Annotated in this window: 17 protein-coding genes and 3 pseudogenes; 15 read left to right on the top strand and 5 right to left on the bottom strand. The window is 33.8% G+C overall.

Annotated features, from left to right (window positions below):
* Positions 1 to 219: 219 nt before the first annotated feature.
* A complete protein-coding gene (locus BR72_RS27055; protein ID WP_231559698.1) occupies positions 220 to 465 on the bottom strand; it encodes a hypothetical protein in 246 nt (81 codons plus the stop codon).
* Positions 466 to 548: 83 nt separating this feature from the next.
* Positions 549 to 707: a hypothetical protein gene (locus BR72_RS27050; RefSeq protein ID WP_231559697.1), complete on the bottom strand. Its 159-nt coding sequence runs from the start codon at positions 705 to 707 to the stop codon at positions 549 to 551.
* Positions 708 to 894: 187 nt separating this feature from the next.
* Here BR72_RS27050 and BR72_RS27635 point away from each other — a divergent pair.
* Positions 895 to 1,194 (top strand): annotated as a pseudogene (locus tag BR72_RS27635) (IS66 family transposase); the annotation flags it as partial.
* Between the two features lie 387 nt (positions 1,195 to 1,581).
* Here the strand turns inward: BR72_RS27635 and BR72_RS09390 are convergent.
* Positions 1,582 to 2,397: a hypothetical protein gene (locus BR72_RS09390; RefSeq protein WP_035432303.1), complete on the bottom strand. Its 816-nt coding sequence runs from the start codon at positions 2,395 to 2,397 to the stop codon at positions 1,582 to 1,584.
* 295 nt (positions 2,398 to 2,692) lie between these two features.
* Between BR72_RS09390 and BR72_RS09385 the strand changes: the two are divergent.
* A pseudogene (locus BR72_RS09385) lies at positions 2,693 to 4,049 on the top strand (transposase).
* A 186-nt stretch (positions 4,050 to 4,235) separates the two neighbouring features.
* On the opposite strand, the gene BR72_RS09380 reads toward BR72_RS09385, so the two are convergent.
* Both BR72_RS09380 and BR72_RS09375 read right to left on the bottom strand, forming a co-directional pair.
* Positions 4,236 to 5,480 carry a nucleotide sugar dehydrogenase gene (locus BR72_RS09380; RefSeq protein ID WP_035432301.1) on the bottom strand — a complete coding sequence of 415 codons (1,245 nt, stop codon included), beginning with the start codon at positions 5,478 to 5,480 and terminating at the stop codon, positions 4,236 to 4,238.
* 280 nt (positions 5,481 to 5,760) lie between these two features.
* On the bottom strand, positions 5,761 to 6,003 hold the full coding sequence (locus BR72_RS09375; protein WP_035432297.1) for a hypothetical protein: 243 nt from the start codon (positions 6,001 to 6,003) through the stop codon (positions 5,761 to 5,763).
* 217 nt (positions 6,004 to 6,220) lie between these two features.
* Between BR72_RS09375 and BR72_RS09370 the strand changes: the two genes are divergently transcribed.
* The 13 genes and pseudogenes from BR72_RS09370 to BR72_RS09310 all read left to right on the top strand — a co-directional run bounded on the left by BR72_RS09370 (position 6,221) and on the right by BR72_RS09310 (position 16,558).
* Positions 6,221 to 7,756 carry a glycosyltransferase family 2 protein gene (locus BR72_RS09370; RefSeq protein ID WP_035432295.1) on the top strand — a complete coding sequence of 512 codons (1,536 nt, stop codon included), beginning with the start codon at positions 6,221 to 6,223 and terminating at the stop codon, positions 7,754 to 7,756.
* A 797-nt stretch (positions 7,757 to 8,553) separates the two neighbouring features.
* Positions 8,554 to 9,264: a nucleotidyltransferase domain-containing protein gene (locus tag BR72_RS09365; protein ID WP_035432293.1), complete on the top strand. Its 711-nt coding sequence runs from the start codon at positions 8,554 to 8,556 to the stop codon at positions 9,262 to 9,264.
* The gene (locus BR72_RS09360) at positions 9,264 to 9,929 is read left to right on the top strand and encodes a serine hydrolase (RefSeq protein WP_035432291.1); all 666 of its coding nucleotides are present in this window, start codon (positions 9,264 to 9,266) and stop codon (positions 9,927 to 9,929) included. The genes BR72_RS09365 and BR72_RS09360 overlap by 1 nt, the downstream gene beginning before the upstream one ends.
* A 4-nt stretch (positions 9,930 to 9,933) precedes the next feature.
* Positions 9,934 to 10,503 carry a GNAT family N-acetyltransferase gene (locus tag BR72_RS09355; protein WP_035432397.1) on the top strand — a complete coding sequence of 190 codons (570 nt, stop codon included), beginning with the start codon at positions 9,934 to 9,936 and terminating at the stop codon, positions 10,501 to 10,503.
* On the top strand, positions 10,482 to 10,931 hold the full coding sequence (locus BR72_RS09350) for a hypothetical protein (protein ID WP_156107928.1): 450 nt from the start codon (positions 10,482 to 10,484) through the stop codon (positions 10,929 to 10,931). Before BR72_RS09355 ends, BR72_RS09350 begins: the two co-directional genes overlap by 22 nt.
* A 126-nt stretch (positions 10,932 to 11,057) precedes the next feature.
* Positions 11,058 to 11,822, top strand: a complete 765-nt coding sequence (locus BR72_RS09345) for a VOC family protein (protein WP_035432289.1) — start codon at positions 11,058 to 11,060, stop codon at positions 11,820 to 11,822.
* A gap of 18 nt (positions 11,823 to 11,840) precedes the next feature.
* On the top strand, positions 11,841 to 12,323 hold the full coding sequence (locus BR72_RS09340) for a GNAT family N-acetyltransferase (protein WP_035432287.1): 483 nt from the start codon (positions 11,841 to 11,843) through the stop codon (positions 12,321 to 12,323).
* Positions 12,324 to 12,367: 44 nt separating this feature from the next.
* Complete coding sequence (locus BR72_RS09335) at positions 12,368 to 13,336, top strand: NAD-dependent epimerase/dehydratase family protein (RefSeq protein ID WP_035432285.1); 969 nt, start codon at positions 12,368 to 12,370, stop codon at positions 13,334 to 13,336.
* Between the two features lie 78 nt (positions 13,337 to 13,414).
* Entirely contained in the window at positions 13,415 to 13,915 is a 501-nt protein-coding gene (locus BR72_RS09330; RefSeq protein ID WP_035432282.1) for a GNAT family N-acetyltransferase, read from the top strand.
* Positions 13,916 to 14,163: 248 nt separating this feature from the next.
* Positions 14,164 to 14,370 (top strand): annotated as a pseudogene (locus BR72_RS09325) (multidrug resistance efflux transporter family protein); the annotation flags it as partial.
* A 137-nt stretch (positions 14,371 to 14,507) separates the two neighbouring features.
* A complete protein-coding gene (locus BR72_RS09320) occupies positions 14,508 to 15,332 on the top strand; it encodes an AAC(3) family N-acetyltransferase (RefSeq protein ID WP_035432278.1) in 825 nt (274 codons plus the stop codon).
* A 3-nt stretch (positions 15,333 to 15,335) separates the two neighbouring features.
* The gene (locus BR72_RS09315; protein ID WP_081904841.1) at positions 15,336 to 16,043 is read left to right on the top strand and encodes a phosphopantothenoylcysteine decarboxylase domain-containing protein; all 708 of its coding nucleotides are present in this window, start codon (positions 15,336 to 15,338) and stop codon (positions 16,041 to 16,043) included.
* 41 nt (positions 16,044 to 16,084) lie between these two features.
* Positions 16,085 to 16,558 carry a tetratricopeptide repeat protein gene (locus BR72_RS09310; protein ID WP_035432274.1) on the top strand — a complete coding sequence of 158 codons (474 nt, stop codon included), beginning with the start codon at positions 16,085 to 16,087 and terminating at the stop codon, positions 16,556 to 16,558.
* Position 16,559 lies beyond the last annotated feature (1 nt).

Here is a 16,559-nt window from a genome sequence, read left to right as displayed (position 1 = left end):
CGTACTTTTTATTATTTTTTACGAAGCACTATAGTTTGAATATCTTCCAATTAAAATGGATTCTTTTTCAGCAGATTTAAGTTTAGGTTTTATCAAAAGTAAACCTGTATGAATGTATTGGTCAATGAGATAAAACGTTACGACTTTGTTTCAAAGCTACGGCAGTAATAAGAGCCAACTCTTAAGAGTCGGCTCTTCGTTGTTTCTATTAGCTTAGTATTAATTTGCCTTCACAATAGCAGAGGAAGCTTGATCATTCCATGTTTTTGCGCCATCTCCCATACTAACTGTTGTTAAATTAATATATTTCCCATTGTTTACAATAGCAAGCGCACGTCCTTTTGCATTACTATGTTCATAAATTGTTGTATAGTCTCCAAATGGATGTGTAAGGATAGATGAAACTGCATCGTTATTTGAACCACCAAAGTTAGCTAAAATAACAGGGTTTCTACTTGAGTTCACAGTAAGATGCGCTCCCTTTAAATCTATGTCATAATAAAAAGTAGAATAAATCTGTGATGAAGATTGTAGGGATTTTGTAACATTCAGAAAATTGGATGTGTCTTTAAGTATGTTTCAAATTCGGCTTTGTTATCAAATCCAATTGTTGTAGGATTTTCATTCAATTCACCCGGTGTTACAACTTTATATGGCTGTGAAGAAGAATCTGCATAAGCCGCCGTATTTGATACACCAAACAACATTGTGCCAGTTAATCACCCATAACACGTTTCGAATTTATCACTCCTATAATAGAATACGTACAAGTTCATTGTATAATTATTCCCCTTTTATTGGTAAGGGATTAATTTATTTCTCAACAAGGGATTTGATCGAGATACATGTAATTATATTCATGTTCGGTTTATGGTCTATGTACAATGTAATGAAAGGATGCATGAATATCTACTTACTCGAACCATCCTTCATGCGGATGAAACAACCTTCCAAGTCTTATCTGTGGTTATACCGTACGGGATGAGAGGATATCCCTACTGTTCTCTATGACTATCAGCCCGCAAGAGCAGGGGAACATCCGAAGCGTTTTTTAACTGGTTTTCAAGGGTATTTACAAGTAGATGGATATAAGTGGTTATCATCAAGTACCGGATGTCACTCTTGTGGGATGTGGGGCATGCCAGACGGAAGTTTGATGAAGCCTTAAAAGCTTTACCTGATTCACGGAAGGGAGAGAAGGGAAGTAAACAAATAAGAAACAAAGTTGATATAAAAAATTACGTAATTCCACACTTCTATAAAAATGTTTTAAAAAATACTACCTCCAATTTGGAGACCACTGAAAAAGTCCACTTCATAAGAAAAAGGAGTCCATCACCTACCATATACAGGTGATGGATCCCTTTCTATTTTCAGCATATTGATAAAATGCGTGTTATTTTTTCAAAGCAATCACTTTTTCAGTACCTTCCCAATTTGGAGATAGTATTTTTTATTATTCTTGAAAAAGAAAGAGAGGTTTTCATTCTCCTGCTTGTCTAAATTTCCTTCTTTAAATGAGTTTAGATTATACTTCTTTTCAAAATAACAAATAAAATATTATACAAATTGTAGTTACTATTATTGTTTTATTAAATTTATATAACGGAGAATTTTATTTTTCTCTAATGGAATATGACCCGAATGTTTATCAAAATACAAATCTATCTTTACTGGGTTTACATGGCAATTTTTATCTATTTGTTGTAACCCCTCAACAAAGGGCTCTAGATGATTCTTCATATCAAATTCTGCGGCTATATTTTGTAAATAATAAATGCGTGGTACATATTTTATTTGGTTATAAAATGCTATAACATTTATTCTTTCGGCAAATAAGTGGTTAATCTCCTCCAAAGACAGATTGGGATAAGAAATATTAAATACCTGTTTGAGGGGATCTATATACCAGTTTGTTAAGATGGTTTGAGGATTATTTACTAATGCACAGGACTCTCTTATATACCCTGCTAATATTAAAGACATGAAGCCCCCTCCGGAGCTTCCGTAAAACAGTATATTTTCATTTGCTACATTCAGCTTTTGTATTAATTTCTCTAAAATGATGGCTATTTCTTTCAAGTAGAATCGCTCAATAGTTCCTTGTCCCCAGCCTAAATTAATATTACCTAAATAAAGAGTAGGATCATTATAAAAAATTAAAGAATCATCGAATTCTTCCATCCATGTGTACCTCTGAAAGATAGGTGGATGCTGATTTTCACTTGCCCCCGATCCTAATATAATGACATTTGGTGACTTTTGTTTAATACGAATTAAAAATTCATAACACACATTATTCCATTCGATATGCAATATAAAGGGCTCTATTCTATTCAGTGAGATTTTATCTAATTCATCATATGAAATTTTTATTTTTTTATATTGACTTAGCAACAATATCCACCTTTCCAAATTTGTCTGATTTATTCTTTTTGAACTTGAAATAAATGCGAAAATCCCTCAAGATGGTCACCAAAAATAAGTGAAGTGGTTGGTGTAACACTGGGACACAATAATGTTTCCCAACCAACATTATTAAGAAGTTTAAGTTTAATAAATGAATCAATTTCATAATTCTCGGTCCTGATGTACCAAGGGTTTTGAGAACATAAAAAAGGAGTACCTCCCCAAATTCTTGTATAATGGTAGTTACGACACAAACCAAAACAAGAAAAGAGGTTGACTCCCTGTGCCTATTATACGACAAGAAAGCCTATTTGACATCAAAGATTTATATGATTTAGAACCAACGAGACGATTCGAAGCAATTTTTTCGACATTGACAATTGAACCTGTCCTAGCCGCTGTTTCGAAACGATCAATCTATGGTGCGCCAACAGAATTAAATTACACAGCGATGATCTATGCCCTCGTTGCTCGTATTGTGGAACGAATTCCAACAATTAAAGATCTTGTGAAACGGTTACGCCATGATTTTATGTTTCATCTGGAGTGCGGTTTTTTATTTTCTGATCGCATCCCTTCCGAAGCTTCTTTTTCACGGTTCACTCAGAAATTAAGTGAATCCAATGTACTAGAAATCGTTCAAGAAACTATACTTCTTCAAGCGATTCAAGAAGAGTTTATTACAGATGATGTTGTTTCTATTGATGCGACACATTTTGAATCTCGAGATCAGGCGACTTCACAAGAAAAGAAACCAAAACCAGAACCAAAAAAACGTGGTCGTAAACGGAAGGCTGAACAAGAAGCCGTTCAACAAGAAAAACAAGAACGAAAAAATTAAAAAAACATCTACGAAAAAACAATAGAAGATCAACTAGATATCTGTCTAGAAGCCTTACGAACAGAAATTCCTATGCATCCAAATTGGGGCATCAAGAAAAAGAGTGAAAGGAAAAGCACCTTTGGTTTGGCTTCAAAGCCCACTTGGCGGTTGGTTCTAAGAGCCAATATATTCTGCAATCTCTCATGTCTTCCGCAAGTTTACATGAGGAAAAGTCGCGATTCCTTTACTAAAAGGTATACAAGAACGGCTTTCTTCGTTGACAATTCGGTATGGCGTGTTAGATGCGGGTTATGATTACAAAGCGATTTATACACAACTTCATCGTATGAAAGCGAAAATGATCATTGCCTATAATAAGCGCAATGAAGAAGAGTTTCTTGGTTTTGATGAATATTTCGCTCCTACTTGTGTACGTAAACATTCGTATCACTATGACAGTTTTGATGAGAAATATCAAAACTTGAAATATACACAACCAGATGAGTGTAAAACTTGCCCATTAGCGACAGATTCTCTTTGCCAAAAATTATTTAAAATCAAAATGGAGACAGATATTCGGAAATATAGCGCTCCAGGTCGTGGATCAGAAGCATGGAAAAAGCTTTACAATCAAAGAAGTGCTGTCGAACGAGTGAACGCATACTTAAAAGAATTCTTTCAGTTAAAAAATGTCCGATATCGATCTGGAAAACGAGCAAAAGTACATTTCGACCCTGTGACGCTTGTTTATAATACCTCGAAGTTAGCGGTAGATCGCATCAATCAGAAAATGAAAGAAATGAAGCAAGTCGCTTAGCATTTTCAAAAAAATATACTTCTAAAATCCTGCCACTCTAACCAGAAAAAAGAATGAATTATGAAATTGATTCATATAAATAATATTCCCCGGGTTTTTCCACATATTTTCCTCTAATGACATTACCATCATTTTGTTCATATGCTACGTAGTTTCGTAGATTCAATCCTCTCAAACAGTATTTGCTTATACACTTGCTTTCTTCATAATTCCACGTGTATCTATAATATGATTTGTTGATTTTAGAATTTCCCAATCAATAGTGGAATGATCGGTTAAAATTAATACAGAATCCGCTTGTTTTACTGTTATCTCTTCCAAAGGAATCGAATGATAAATTCTGTTCCCGATTTTCACATTAGAAATATACGGGTCGTGATATTGGATGCTAAACCCTTCTTCCACTAAAAGCTGCATAATTTTAAGAGCAGGAGATTCCCTCGAATCATTTACATCCTTCTTATAAGCAATTCCAACAACTAAAATATTTCCTGAAGGTTTGGTTGCTCCTTTTACTTGCTTTACAACTTCTATTGGCATCTCTTCATTAATTAAATGAGCTGCTTCAATTAATTGACTTTTTAAACCATATTGTTTCATTTTCCATTGAAAATAAATTGGATCGACAGGGATACAATGTCCACCGATTCCTGGCCCCGGCCAATATGGGGTATACCCAAATGGTTTCGTTGCTGCTGCTTCTAACACTTCATGAAAATCAATGTTTGTTTTTTTGCATAATATATTTAATTCATTTACTAAAGAAATATTAACTAAACGCTGAATATTTTCAAAAAGCTTACACATCTCAGCAACCTTTGGTGAACTAACAGGGACAATTGTATTAAAGACGGAGCTATATAATTGTTGTACTTTTTGCTTACACATCTCCGTTTGACCACTAATGACTTTTGGAATAGATTGTATTGTGTATTGTTGATTGGATGGATCAATTCGTTCAGGAGAGTATCCAATGTAGAAGTCTTTTCCAACCTTATTACCTGTTTCAGCAATGATTGGAATTATCGCTTCTTCTAATGTACCTGGATAGGTGGAACTTTCAAAAATGAAGGTTTGTCCTTTTTGAAGATTTTGCTTAATATAGTGTGATACAGATAAAAGCGCACTTAAATCAGGTTCATTTTTTGAATCAAGAGGAGTTGGAACGGTTACAATCACATAATTACTATTTTGAAAATTTTTTATCCCTTCACTAGGAGTACGTACAATTAGTTTTTTATTTTCTAATAATTGTTGCAATTCTATTGAAGAAACATCTGAAATATAACTCTCCCCTTTTTTGAGCATTTCAATTTTTTTTTTATCTTTATCAAGTCCGGTTATCATATATCCTCGTTTTGCAAAATGGATTGCTAAAGGAAGCCCTACATAACCTAACCCAATAATTGTGATGATACTTCGATCATTCATTTTTATTCCCGTCTTCCTTTCTCAAATAATATTTTATTTTTTTGTATTCTTCATAGATTATACAAGTGTCAAATTAATAGAGGCTGTTCAAAAATAATAAACTGGGAATATACTTTGATTTTATCCGAATCTCTCCCTATACAAACCTTTGTCTATTCGCTGCAACTATTTGTGAAATTCGCTTACATAGATATGAATTTATTGTTTGTATTAGTCTTTTGAATCAGCCTCTGATTTCCTTACATATACATCTAATTCATGTTCAATAAAGATGCCCTATTTAAGAAGTATGAAAAGAAAGGCTTGTTAATAGGGTAGAAACACTTAGATCATCATTCAATGTGATAGAGAAACATGCGACTAATGGTAACGTAATTACAATTGCTCCATTAGGCGTTATTTCAATGGTAGGGCTTGTCCCACATACATTACCACAATTCACATTTGTTACTACACCATTTTCTGGAGTAATTACAATCTTAAGACATATATCAAAACAAAGATTGTTAGTAGTACACGCCATATCTATTCCCCCCTTTCTAATTAATACAATATGCATTAGCTAAAAGAGGGGAACGGTATATGCGGATATTAAATTAAAAAGATTCTTTAATTCATTCAAAAACTATTATTTAGCCTAAATATCTATTCCTATTTAAATAATCCTAACCATCTATCTTGATATTACATAAACTGTGTATATCGAAGGATAATATTAAAATTTAATAAGGAGCATGAATATGAACAAAAAAACTGTTTCGATTATTATTCCTGTTTACAATGAGGAAAAAACATTATCTAGTGTTTTAGAATCATGTCAACAATTGAATCCTATGGAAATTATTGCTGTTGCTAACGGATGTACAGATCGTTCTATAGAGATTGCTAAAAATCATAATTGTAAAGTCCTTATATATAAAGAACGATTAGGGCACAATGTTGGCCGAGCTATAGGAGCGAAAGAAGCAAAAGGCGACATCTTACTATTCATCGATGCCGATTTTACTATTTCTTCTTCCACATTAAATCAATTTCTTGAACCTTTAGTAGAAGGAACTGCGGATGTTGTATTAAATAACTTAGATTATATTTTTAAAAAAGTGTACCCTCCTCACTCAATCACAATTTGGAAACAAGTTATGAATCACTTCTTACATTGTCCGAATTTAAATTCAGATTCACTTGTTGCTGTGCCTCATGCTATGACAAAGGAAGTCATCAAAAAAATTCATTCTGATAGTTTAAAAAATCCGATTTATGCACAATTAAAGATTATTCAACATCAATTCCGCATCTCTCGTCATATGTCAATTGATGTAGTAACTATTAATCGAGTTCACCCCAAACAACATAAAAATACCCCTACAACTCTTTCCATTAGTGAAAAAAGAATTATCGGGAATCATATTGAAACAATTGCAGATTGGATACATGAGACTAACGCCTCAAGGCTAAATTATTCTGATGAAAATAGAAGAAGAAATATTATTGAGAATTTAAAATCAAACAAACTAGAACCTATGCCGAAAATCATTACTGGTTGGGGAAAGCACTCTAATATTTATGCAGGAAAACAATTATCAGTTATCATTCCTGCCCATAATGAAGATAGAACAATTGAAGCCGTAATTCAGGAGGTACGAAAACTAGAACCCTTAGAAATCATCGTAGTAGTTAATGGAACGACGGATCATACAGAAGAAATTGTAAAAAAGAGCGGAGCAACTGTCATTGTTTATGATGAAAAACTTGGAAATGATACAGGACGGGCTATAGGGGCATATTTCGCAAAAGGTGATATTTTACTTTTTATTGATGGTGATATTATTATTCCTTCGCAAGATCTACTACCATTTGTCCACGCGATTCAAAATGGTACAGACCTAGCATTAAATAATTTAGAATATCTTATGAAACGTGCTCCAGTCTATATTGTGACAGCCTGTAAATATGCTGTTAACCTGGCATGTGACCGAAAAGATTTAGGGGTTGGTTCATCAGTTGCAATCCCTCATGCTTTTAGCCGAAAATGTATTGATGAAATTGGATTTGATGTACTTGTTTCCCCCGTCATTGCGCAAGTAAAAACAATTCTATCGGGTTTAAACATTCAAAATGTCCATTCTGTTGAGGTAGATAAAATGAATCGTATACGACCAGAAAAACATTTCGCTAAAAAAGGAGAACTTTCTTCAGCAACAAAACAAATTATCGGCGACCATATAGAAGGTATCTCTTACCTAATCAAACAGAAAGGAAAAAGAGGATTATTTTAGTTAACAACAATTTAAATTGGTCTATGTATGTTCATTCATGTGGAAAAAGAAAGAATTAAAATAATAGACTCTTTAAGAAGCTTTAGTTTATTAGGAATTTTATTAGCTAATGCTGTGATTTATCCCGCATTAACGGGCAGTAATACTTCCACCTCAAAATTCGGCGAGAGCATAGTCCAGCTCTAGCGGCTAGAATCTCCGGTCGTTTCGGCCCCCTCGGACGAGGCCAAAAGCGCCTCTCTGCTCTGTGCTCCAACGTTCTACGATTCTGAACGAGCCGCTTCCGCTTTTCTTAAGAAGTTAGGCGGGAGATAAACTGCCCGTAAAAGCCCGATTGGTGAGGGCTGATAATCAGTGGGGGATGAAGAAACCCCCCACTGATTAAAGTTTCACTTTATTTATTATGCCACAGCCGATACGAAGTGGAGGGCGTAGTGTAGTCTTTCAAAAAAATAGAGAAGCTCATTACTAAATGCAAAAAGCTATCATCACATGAAATGATGATAGCCTTCCTATTAATCAAAACTAATTTCTTCATTTTTCCTTTTTGAATCTACACTAATTGTAGCTGTTCACAAATTTCCTGCGTATCTGGTGTACTTTCTGCTTGTTTACGCTCACATTTATATAGTGAAAAATTAAAATGTTATATAAGAATAAATAAGGATTAGTTTTAAAATTTCACATACCGTATTTTTATTTAAAAATAGGAAAATCCAAAAGTAATGTCGAATATATCATAAGTAATAATAGATAGTAAAGAATATATAAATAATAAACTAATAGGGGAGATACATATGGAACCAGTTGTGGCAGCTAAAAAAGTTCTTGCATCTCAATTTCCAAATTGTGATGCGGCTCTTTTAGGTGGAAGTATTGCAAGAGGAGAGGGAACAAAAACTTCAGATCTAGACATTATCATTTTTGACAGTTCGCTTTCTTCAGCGTATCGTGAATCATTCATAGCAAATGGATGGCCTGTTGAAGTGTTTGTACATAATTTTACATCTTATAAAGACTTTTTTGCGAGTGATTGCAAACGTGGCCGTCCTTCTTTACCGCAGCTCGTTACAGAAGGAATTGTGCTAAAAGATATAAAAGGCATCATACCAGCTATTAAGAAAGAAGCGCAGCAACTATTGGAAAAAGGACCAGAACCGTGGACAAAAGAAATGATACAACAGAAACTTTATTTTATTACGGATGTATTAGATGACTATATTGGTGCAACCAAACGAGAAGATGAATTGTTTATCGCAAATCATCTTGCGGATCTTGTTCATGAATTTATATTGCGCATGAATAATTGTTGGACAGGACAATCAAAGTGGTTCATGAAAACGTTAAAGAGATATGATGAACGATTTGCAGCAGAGTTTGTATCTGTATTTGAACAGTTTTATAAAACAGGAGAGAAGGAGAAGGTTATTGTATTTGTGAATGGTATTTTAGATAAGTACGGAGGTCGACTTTTTGAGGGGTTTTGTATTGGGAAGGTGGAAAAGTAATGGGACTTAATAAACTTTTGATAAAGGATATCCAACAACTCATTCCTTCTTCTGTTGAAGTAGGTCTGTATTTGTATGACACAAAAACAAGGGAAACGCTATGTATAAATGAAAATAAAAAGTTCCCTCTAGCAAGTTTGGCAAAATGGATTGTAGGTAGTATTGCTTTTCAGAAAAACGAGCATATAGCACCAATAACAATTAAAGAGGCTATTCGTAAACATTCGAGAGAAGCATATGATTCTATTTTAGAAAAAATTGATATAAGAGAGATGAATATTGAATTACAGCATATGAAACTCGATATACTCGTTAACAAGGATAATACGAGTATAACTAAAAATTGCGGTACACCAGCTAGTGTATTTCAATTCATGAAATTCTTATATAAGCATGAAACAGAGAATATGTTTATCTTCGAATCTTTAAAAGAACAAGAAGACCCAGACGGTTTCCGATTCTCAAATCAACATGAATGGTTACATATGACTGGTGGGCTTGAAACAGTTTGTAATGATGCTGGTTATTTATATTTAGAAGATCGAGTGTTATTTTGTATTGGATTTGTTCAAGCAAGCGATGAAAATACAGAGTGGTATCAACTAGAACAAGTGCTGCAAAATATAGGAGAACTAATTGTACAAACATATAAAAATGAGGAATGATTACATGTTTAATTTACCGAATGTTCAATTAAGAGAATTATCACTAAATGATATAGAAGAACGCTATCAATGGTCTTTAGATAAAGAAGTAACGAAGCATTTGGTTGTTCCAGATCAATATCCACCTTTCACACGTGAAGAGACAAGAAAATGGATTGAAATGTGTGTTAATCGTACAAATGGTTATGAACAAAGAGCGATTTGTTCTGAAGATGGTGTACATATTGGCTGGGTAGATTTGAAAAATTTTGATAGAACAAATAAAAATGCAGAGCTCGGAATTGCGATTGGAGATAAACGATACTGGGGAAAAGGTTACGGGGTGGCTGCTTTATATGAAATGCTACAAATTGGCTTTGAACAGTTCAATTTAGAAAAAATTTGGCTACGAGTAGATGCAGATAATACGAAAGCGATGAAAAGTTATGAACGGGCTGGATTTGTATGTGAAGGATTAATGAGAAAAAATCGACTGAGACACGGGGGATTTATTGATCGTTATCGTTTTAGCATGTTAAGAGAAGAGTTTTTTGAAATGTTGCAGAAATGTTTGTGCAGGAACAGTCTGTATTAATTGATGATTTCATGAAGAATAATATTTCGCCTTATATAAATCAATTAATTGATAAAAATGGACCTAATTGCTTAGTTGCTACTTTGGCTGCGATTGAAACAGATAAAAAGAAGGCTACAGAATACATAAACGAATGGATGCAGCCAAACACATTCCTTCAAATTTTACGTAGTAAAAAATTTGAAGAAATAGATACAAAGATCATTCAGGAAGGTGATGTGCTCGTTTGGGAACAAGATGGATTAATTGTTCATGCTTGCTATTCATTAACTGATAATCTCGTATTTAATAAAGATGGACAAACGATGTTTAATCCGTACCAATGTATAACGGTAGAGCAAGTTATGCGTAATTGGGAGCATATTATAGAGCGAGGTGGTCGTTTTATTTTACATAGAAAAGGAGAGCAACCTATTGAAAATATATAGATTTGATAAAGAATTTGGAAAGCAAATGCTACAAAAGTAGCACATAGATTATCCCTCTTTAAGTGGATTCTTTTAATATGTATATTTTATACACTAGTAGTAAATAAACATTGTGAGGGATGCTATATGATTACACATTTTTCAGATATAGAATTACAAACATTATCCATTGAGGGTACAAAACAAGTATATGCCGATATACTACAATTTCCTATTGCAAAACAAACGGAAACGTACATTCAATTTCAAATTACTCCTTTTACAACCATTAGCTTCAAAGAAATATTAGAACCAATTGCGCCAACTCATTTTGCTTTTCAAGTGCCATACTCTCTGTTTGATGAAATTGCATTGTGGCTCACACAATCTGGTGTCCAAATTTTAAAAGATAAGCAAGGCGAAAAGGTTACGTATCATTCTACAATTAGTAAAGCCGTATATTTCAAAGATGGTGATGGAAATATTCTCGAAATTATTTCACACGAATATGTAAAAGAAGAGGTTTTACAAAGAAGAGGTCCTTTGCAAGTTATGTATGTAAGAGAAGTTGGATTTTCAGTTCCGTCTGTTCCTCTGTTTCGAGAATGGCTAAAAAACACATTGCAAATGAGGACGATACATGACCAAGATACATTTAATTTTGTAATTGGAGGAACTGCACATGTGGTTGTTGTGAAAGAAGGAAGGCCGTGGATTCCAATTGATATGAAGGCGTTAATGCCAACAATGAATGTTACCTTTGGAACTCCAAATCTTGAGTTTGTCCAAAACGTAAACAAAAAAGAAAATACATTACATTTTAAGCAGCATTCTTATTCTATTACATTGAAACATACACCAGAGTTTTTACACGCTATTCCGAAACAACTGCATTTACCTTTATCTTTGTGAAATAAGGAGGAACTTGAAATGAAGGAAGCTGCCTTATACGTAGAGGAAAATAACAGTTATTATATTTCAACAAATAAAGATTTGTTACAAATCGATACGATTCATGATTTTCTTTGCAATGACTCCTATTGGGCGAAAGGGATGCCTAAAGAATTAGTTGTGGAAGCAATTAAGAATTCATCGCTTTGTTATGGTGTATATGAAAGTGAAAAGGATCAACAAATAGGGTTTGCAAGAGTTGTTACCGATTTTGTTCGCTTCTCTTGGTTAGCAGATGTCTTTATTTTACCAGCTTATAGAGGAAGGGGATTAAGTAAGAGATTAATAGAGACGATTGTAAAGCATCCAAAGATTCATGGCACACGATTTATGTTGGTTACGAAAGATGCACATGCGTTATATGAGCAATATGGATTTGAAAAAATTACAGAGCCAGAGAAGTTCATGATGAGAAAGTTAAACTTAGAGGTTATTATGGAGAACTATTGGTTAGAGTTATAAACTTATAGTGTAAATAGATTCTTTAGAAAATGGGGGATATATAGATGGTTCAAATATTAGTAATGGGTGGTACGCAGTTTGTTAGTGAAGCGTTAGCAAAGTTTTTTATTTCTAAAGGATATGAAGTAGATATTTTCACGAGAGGAACACGGGAAATTACATATCAAGGAGTACGTACACATTTTATAGGAGATCGAAATGTTCCTTTAGACATAAAGAAAAACATTTCAGATAAACAGTATGACTATATTTTTGATATTACAGCTTATCATAAGAATCATGTAAAAACATTGCTTGATTATGTAGATAGAAGTAATTTAAAGCGATATGTATTGTGTAGTTCAGGAGCAGTTTACGCTCCTACTAATCAAACTTTATTTGAAGACTTTGAGCGAGCAGAAAATTATAATTGGGGACAATATGGGCTCGATAAAAAGGAAGCAGAGGATTATTTATTCGCCTTATATAAACAGGAAGGATTCCCAATTACGATTTTTAGACCTTCATATATTTATGGTGAAGGCAATAATTTATATAGAGAAGCATATATATTCGATCGCTTAACTAAAAAACTTCCTATTCCTATTCCAAATCATGTGGGGCCAGTGCAATTTGTGCACATAGATGATGTCGCTTTGGTGATGGAAAGTGTAATAGGTTCAGAACAATCTAACGGACAAGCTTATAATTTGTCGTATCCAGAAGATATAAAATGGAAGACACTTATCGATATAGCAAGCCAAATAGTAGGAATAGAAGCGCATACGGTAGAAGTAGATGAAACCGTATTAAATCCTGGCATTTCAACACGAAACTATTTTCCGTTTCGTAATGTTCCTTACACAATGAATATAGAAAAATTAAATGCATATCATTTATACGTGCCACAAATAAATTTGCATACTGGTCTACAGAAGGCATATTGCTTATATCGAACTGAAAATGTTCAATTAAATGATGCTACTATGAATAAAATTGATGAGGTAATTCGTATTTTTTCATTACAGAGTTAAAAGTTATATATAATATAGTTATGTAAACTATATGTTTGTTTATCATACAAACATATATGTAAGAAAGGATGTGGCCTCATGATTAGAAGATTAACTGGAGTGGATGCAGAAAATTATTGGGATTTACGCTTAGAAGCATTGCAAAAAAATCCAGAAGCTTATGTTACTACATATGAAGAAGCAATCAAAAAGGAAGAACCCATTCAGGAAGTAATAAAAAATTTACAAGGGGAACATAGCTATACATTTGGTGCTTTTGATGAGAATAATAAGTTAGTAGGGATTGTAACACTATTAACAGAATTACGAGCAGCACTACGTCATAAAGGGCATATTGTTGGAATGTATGTAAGTTCTCAAAGTAGAGGGAAAGGGTATGCACGTAATCTAATACATGAAAGTGTAAAAGAAGCAAAGAAGTTAAATGTAGAACAAATTGGCTTATCAGTTGTTTCGGATAATATTGCAGCCAAAGAATTATATCATTCAATTGGATTTGAATCGTATGGTGTAGAAAAAAGGGCATTGAAAATCGATGAAGTGTACCGAGATGAAGAATATATGGTTTTATTTTTATAAGAAGTAAAAAATACGTTTCGTTGACTTAGGTATATATCCATTTTAATTTTCCGACATATAAGCTGCAGCAATGCAAAATGTAACATGACCTACACTCACTTTCTCTTTTTGTTTTAGCGGAAACAGGCCCTAACTATTTCTATACGTGGTCAAATGCCATCGTCTCCCTGAAAAGAAAGGAGGTTTTATGTCGTTTTTTAACTTGTATATAGCGGGTTCTTTCAAGTTTGCTTAATGAGTCTATTAATGTAAAAGATGATCCGCAAAAATTAGCAACAGTTGAAGCAACGCAATCTGGTGAAGTATTATTCGCGCTATTTGGCGAATTAATATTATTGTCAGCACCATTTCCATCAATCTTATCTTGGATTGGAATGAGTCTTGTTGTCGTAGGGATGATTTTACATAGTTTTGCAGCCGTTATGGAGAAAAAAGAGGAGAAAATAACAGCGTGAGAAGATGATCTTATAAGGTCATCTTTTTTCTGTTTATGATAGAAGGTAGTTCTTTTTAGATTAAAAATTAAGAAAAATATGATAATATATAAATGGAAGATAAAAGAAAATCTATTAAAGGTTATAGGGGATTTGTTATGAATATAAACGATATCATTGCTAAAACAAAAATGCCAAATACAATTCATACAATTGTAAGCGATTTACGAGAGTTAGGTGTTACAGAAGGAATGAACGTTATTGTACACTCTTCACTTAGTTCGATTGGTTGGATAAGCGGAGGGGCTTTGGCGGTAGTAGAAGCTTTAATGGAAGTAGTTACAGAAGAAGGAACAATTATGATGCCGACTCAAACGAGTGATCTATCTGATCCGAAAAACTGGCAAATGCCACCTGTCCCAGAAAGTTGGTGGGAAATTATACGTGACAATGTACCACCGTTTCATCCGGAAACAACGCCAACGCGAAGTATGGGGAAAGTGGTGGAGTGTTTTCGTACATATCCGAATACAAAAAGAAGTAATCATCCGTTACATAGCTTTGCAGCGTGGGGGAAACATGCACAGCAAATGATTGATGGACACATCCTTGCTCCTAGTTTTGGAGAACAGTCACCTTTGGGGAAAATGTATGATTTAGATGGATATATATTATTAATCGGGGTAGATCATGATTCAAATACATCACTTCATTTATCTGAAGTTCGTTCGCAATATCGAGAAAAAGTCCAAATTGGAGCACCAATTATCGAAAATGGAGTTCGTATATGGAAAGAGTATGAGGAATTTGACTATGATTCTGATGATTTTGATCCATTAGGAAAAGCCTTTGATGAAACTGGATCGGTTATATATGGAAATATAGGGAATGCATCATGTAAATTAATGAAGCAGCGAGAAGCCGTTGATTTTGGAACGGAATGGTTTTTAACACAAAAGCACACGAAGCAAATATGTAACTAAAGGATGGAGAACATGAAGGGGAAAAAGGTACTGATAACAAGTGGCGGCTGTTTAGAAAAATGGGATGAAGTACGTGGGCATACGAATTTATCGACTGGAAGAATGGGAAAACTTCTTGCAGAAGAAGCATTGAAAACCGGTGCTTCTGTTATATATTTACATGGTTACTTTGCAGAAAAACCTGAAGCGGCTCATAATCTTTCCTCTCATTCTTTTGAAGGAATTATCGATTTACAAGATAAAATGAAACAAATTATTACTAGTGAAAAAGTAGATATTGTAATTATGGCGGCAGCTGGATCGGATTGGGTTGTTGATAAAATTGTCGATCGAGAAGGAAATATAATAGATAAATCAGGAAAGTTATCAAGCGATATGCCGCCTGTTATTCATTTTAAGAAAGCTCCAAAAGTACTCGCACAAATTAAACAATGGGATCCAGGTGTTTTGTTAGTTGGATTTAAGTTAGAGAGCGGTATAAGTCAACAAGAGTTAATAATGAGAGCACAAATCCGAATGGAAGGTGCACAAGCAGATTTCATAGTTGCAAATGCTTCTCATGCACTATATACCTCTGAAACGAATCACTACATTATTTCTAAAGATAGTGAAGTTCACGTATGTACTGATAAAGCAAATACAGCAAAAAGTCTTATCTGTAAACTTGCGATGATACATTCTGAAAAAGAAAAAGTTTATAGTCATTATTGATAACTAAGAAAGAATATATGTTGTGAAATGATGGTGAGATGATGGAAAATCTATTAAAAAAAGCAATTCAATTGCGTAATGAGAAAAAATTTACTGAATCAAGAGAGATATTGTTAAGTTTAACAAACTTTACTCAAAACCCAGAAATCTTGTATCAATGCGCATGCACACACGACGCTATGGGAATGGAAACGGAAGCTGTGCCATATTACGAGAAAGCGATTGAATTAGGATTAGAAGGGGAGAGTTTGCGAGGTGCTTATATCGGTTTAGGAAGTACATATCGGTGTATTGGAGATTATGATAGGGCTATAGCTACATTGGAAGCAGGAATGAAACGTTATCCAGATGATGACGCCATGAAAGTATTTTTATCATTAGCAAAATACAATATACAATCTCATGAAGATGCGATGAAACTGCTGCTAGATGTGGTAGTAAAGACAGAAGGTGTAAAGGGATTTGAAAAAGCTATTACATTTTATAAAGAACATTTAAATGAAATTTTCAGTTGAA

This window comes from Bacillus sp. UNC322MFChir4.1 (assembly GCF_000746135.1).
GTDB lineage: Bacteria > Bacillota > Bacilli > Bacillales > Bacillaceae_G > Bacillus_A.
Note: the sequence above shows the minus strand (reverse complement) of the source record. Positions and strands in the feature narration are given on the sequence as shown.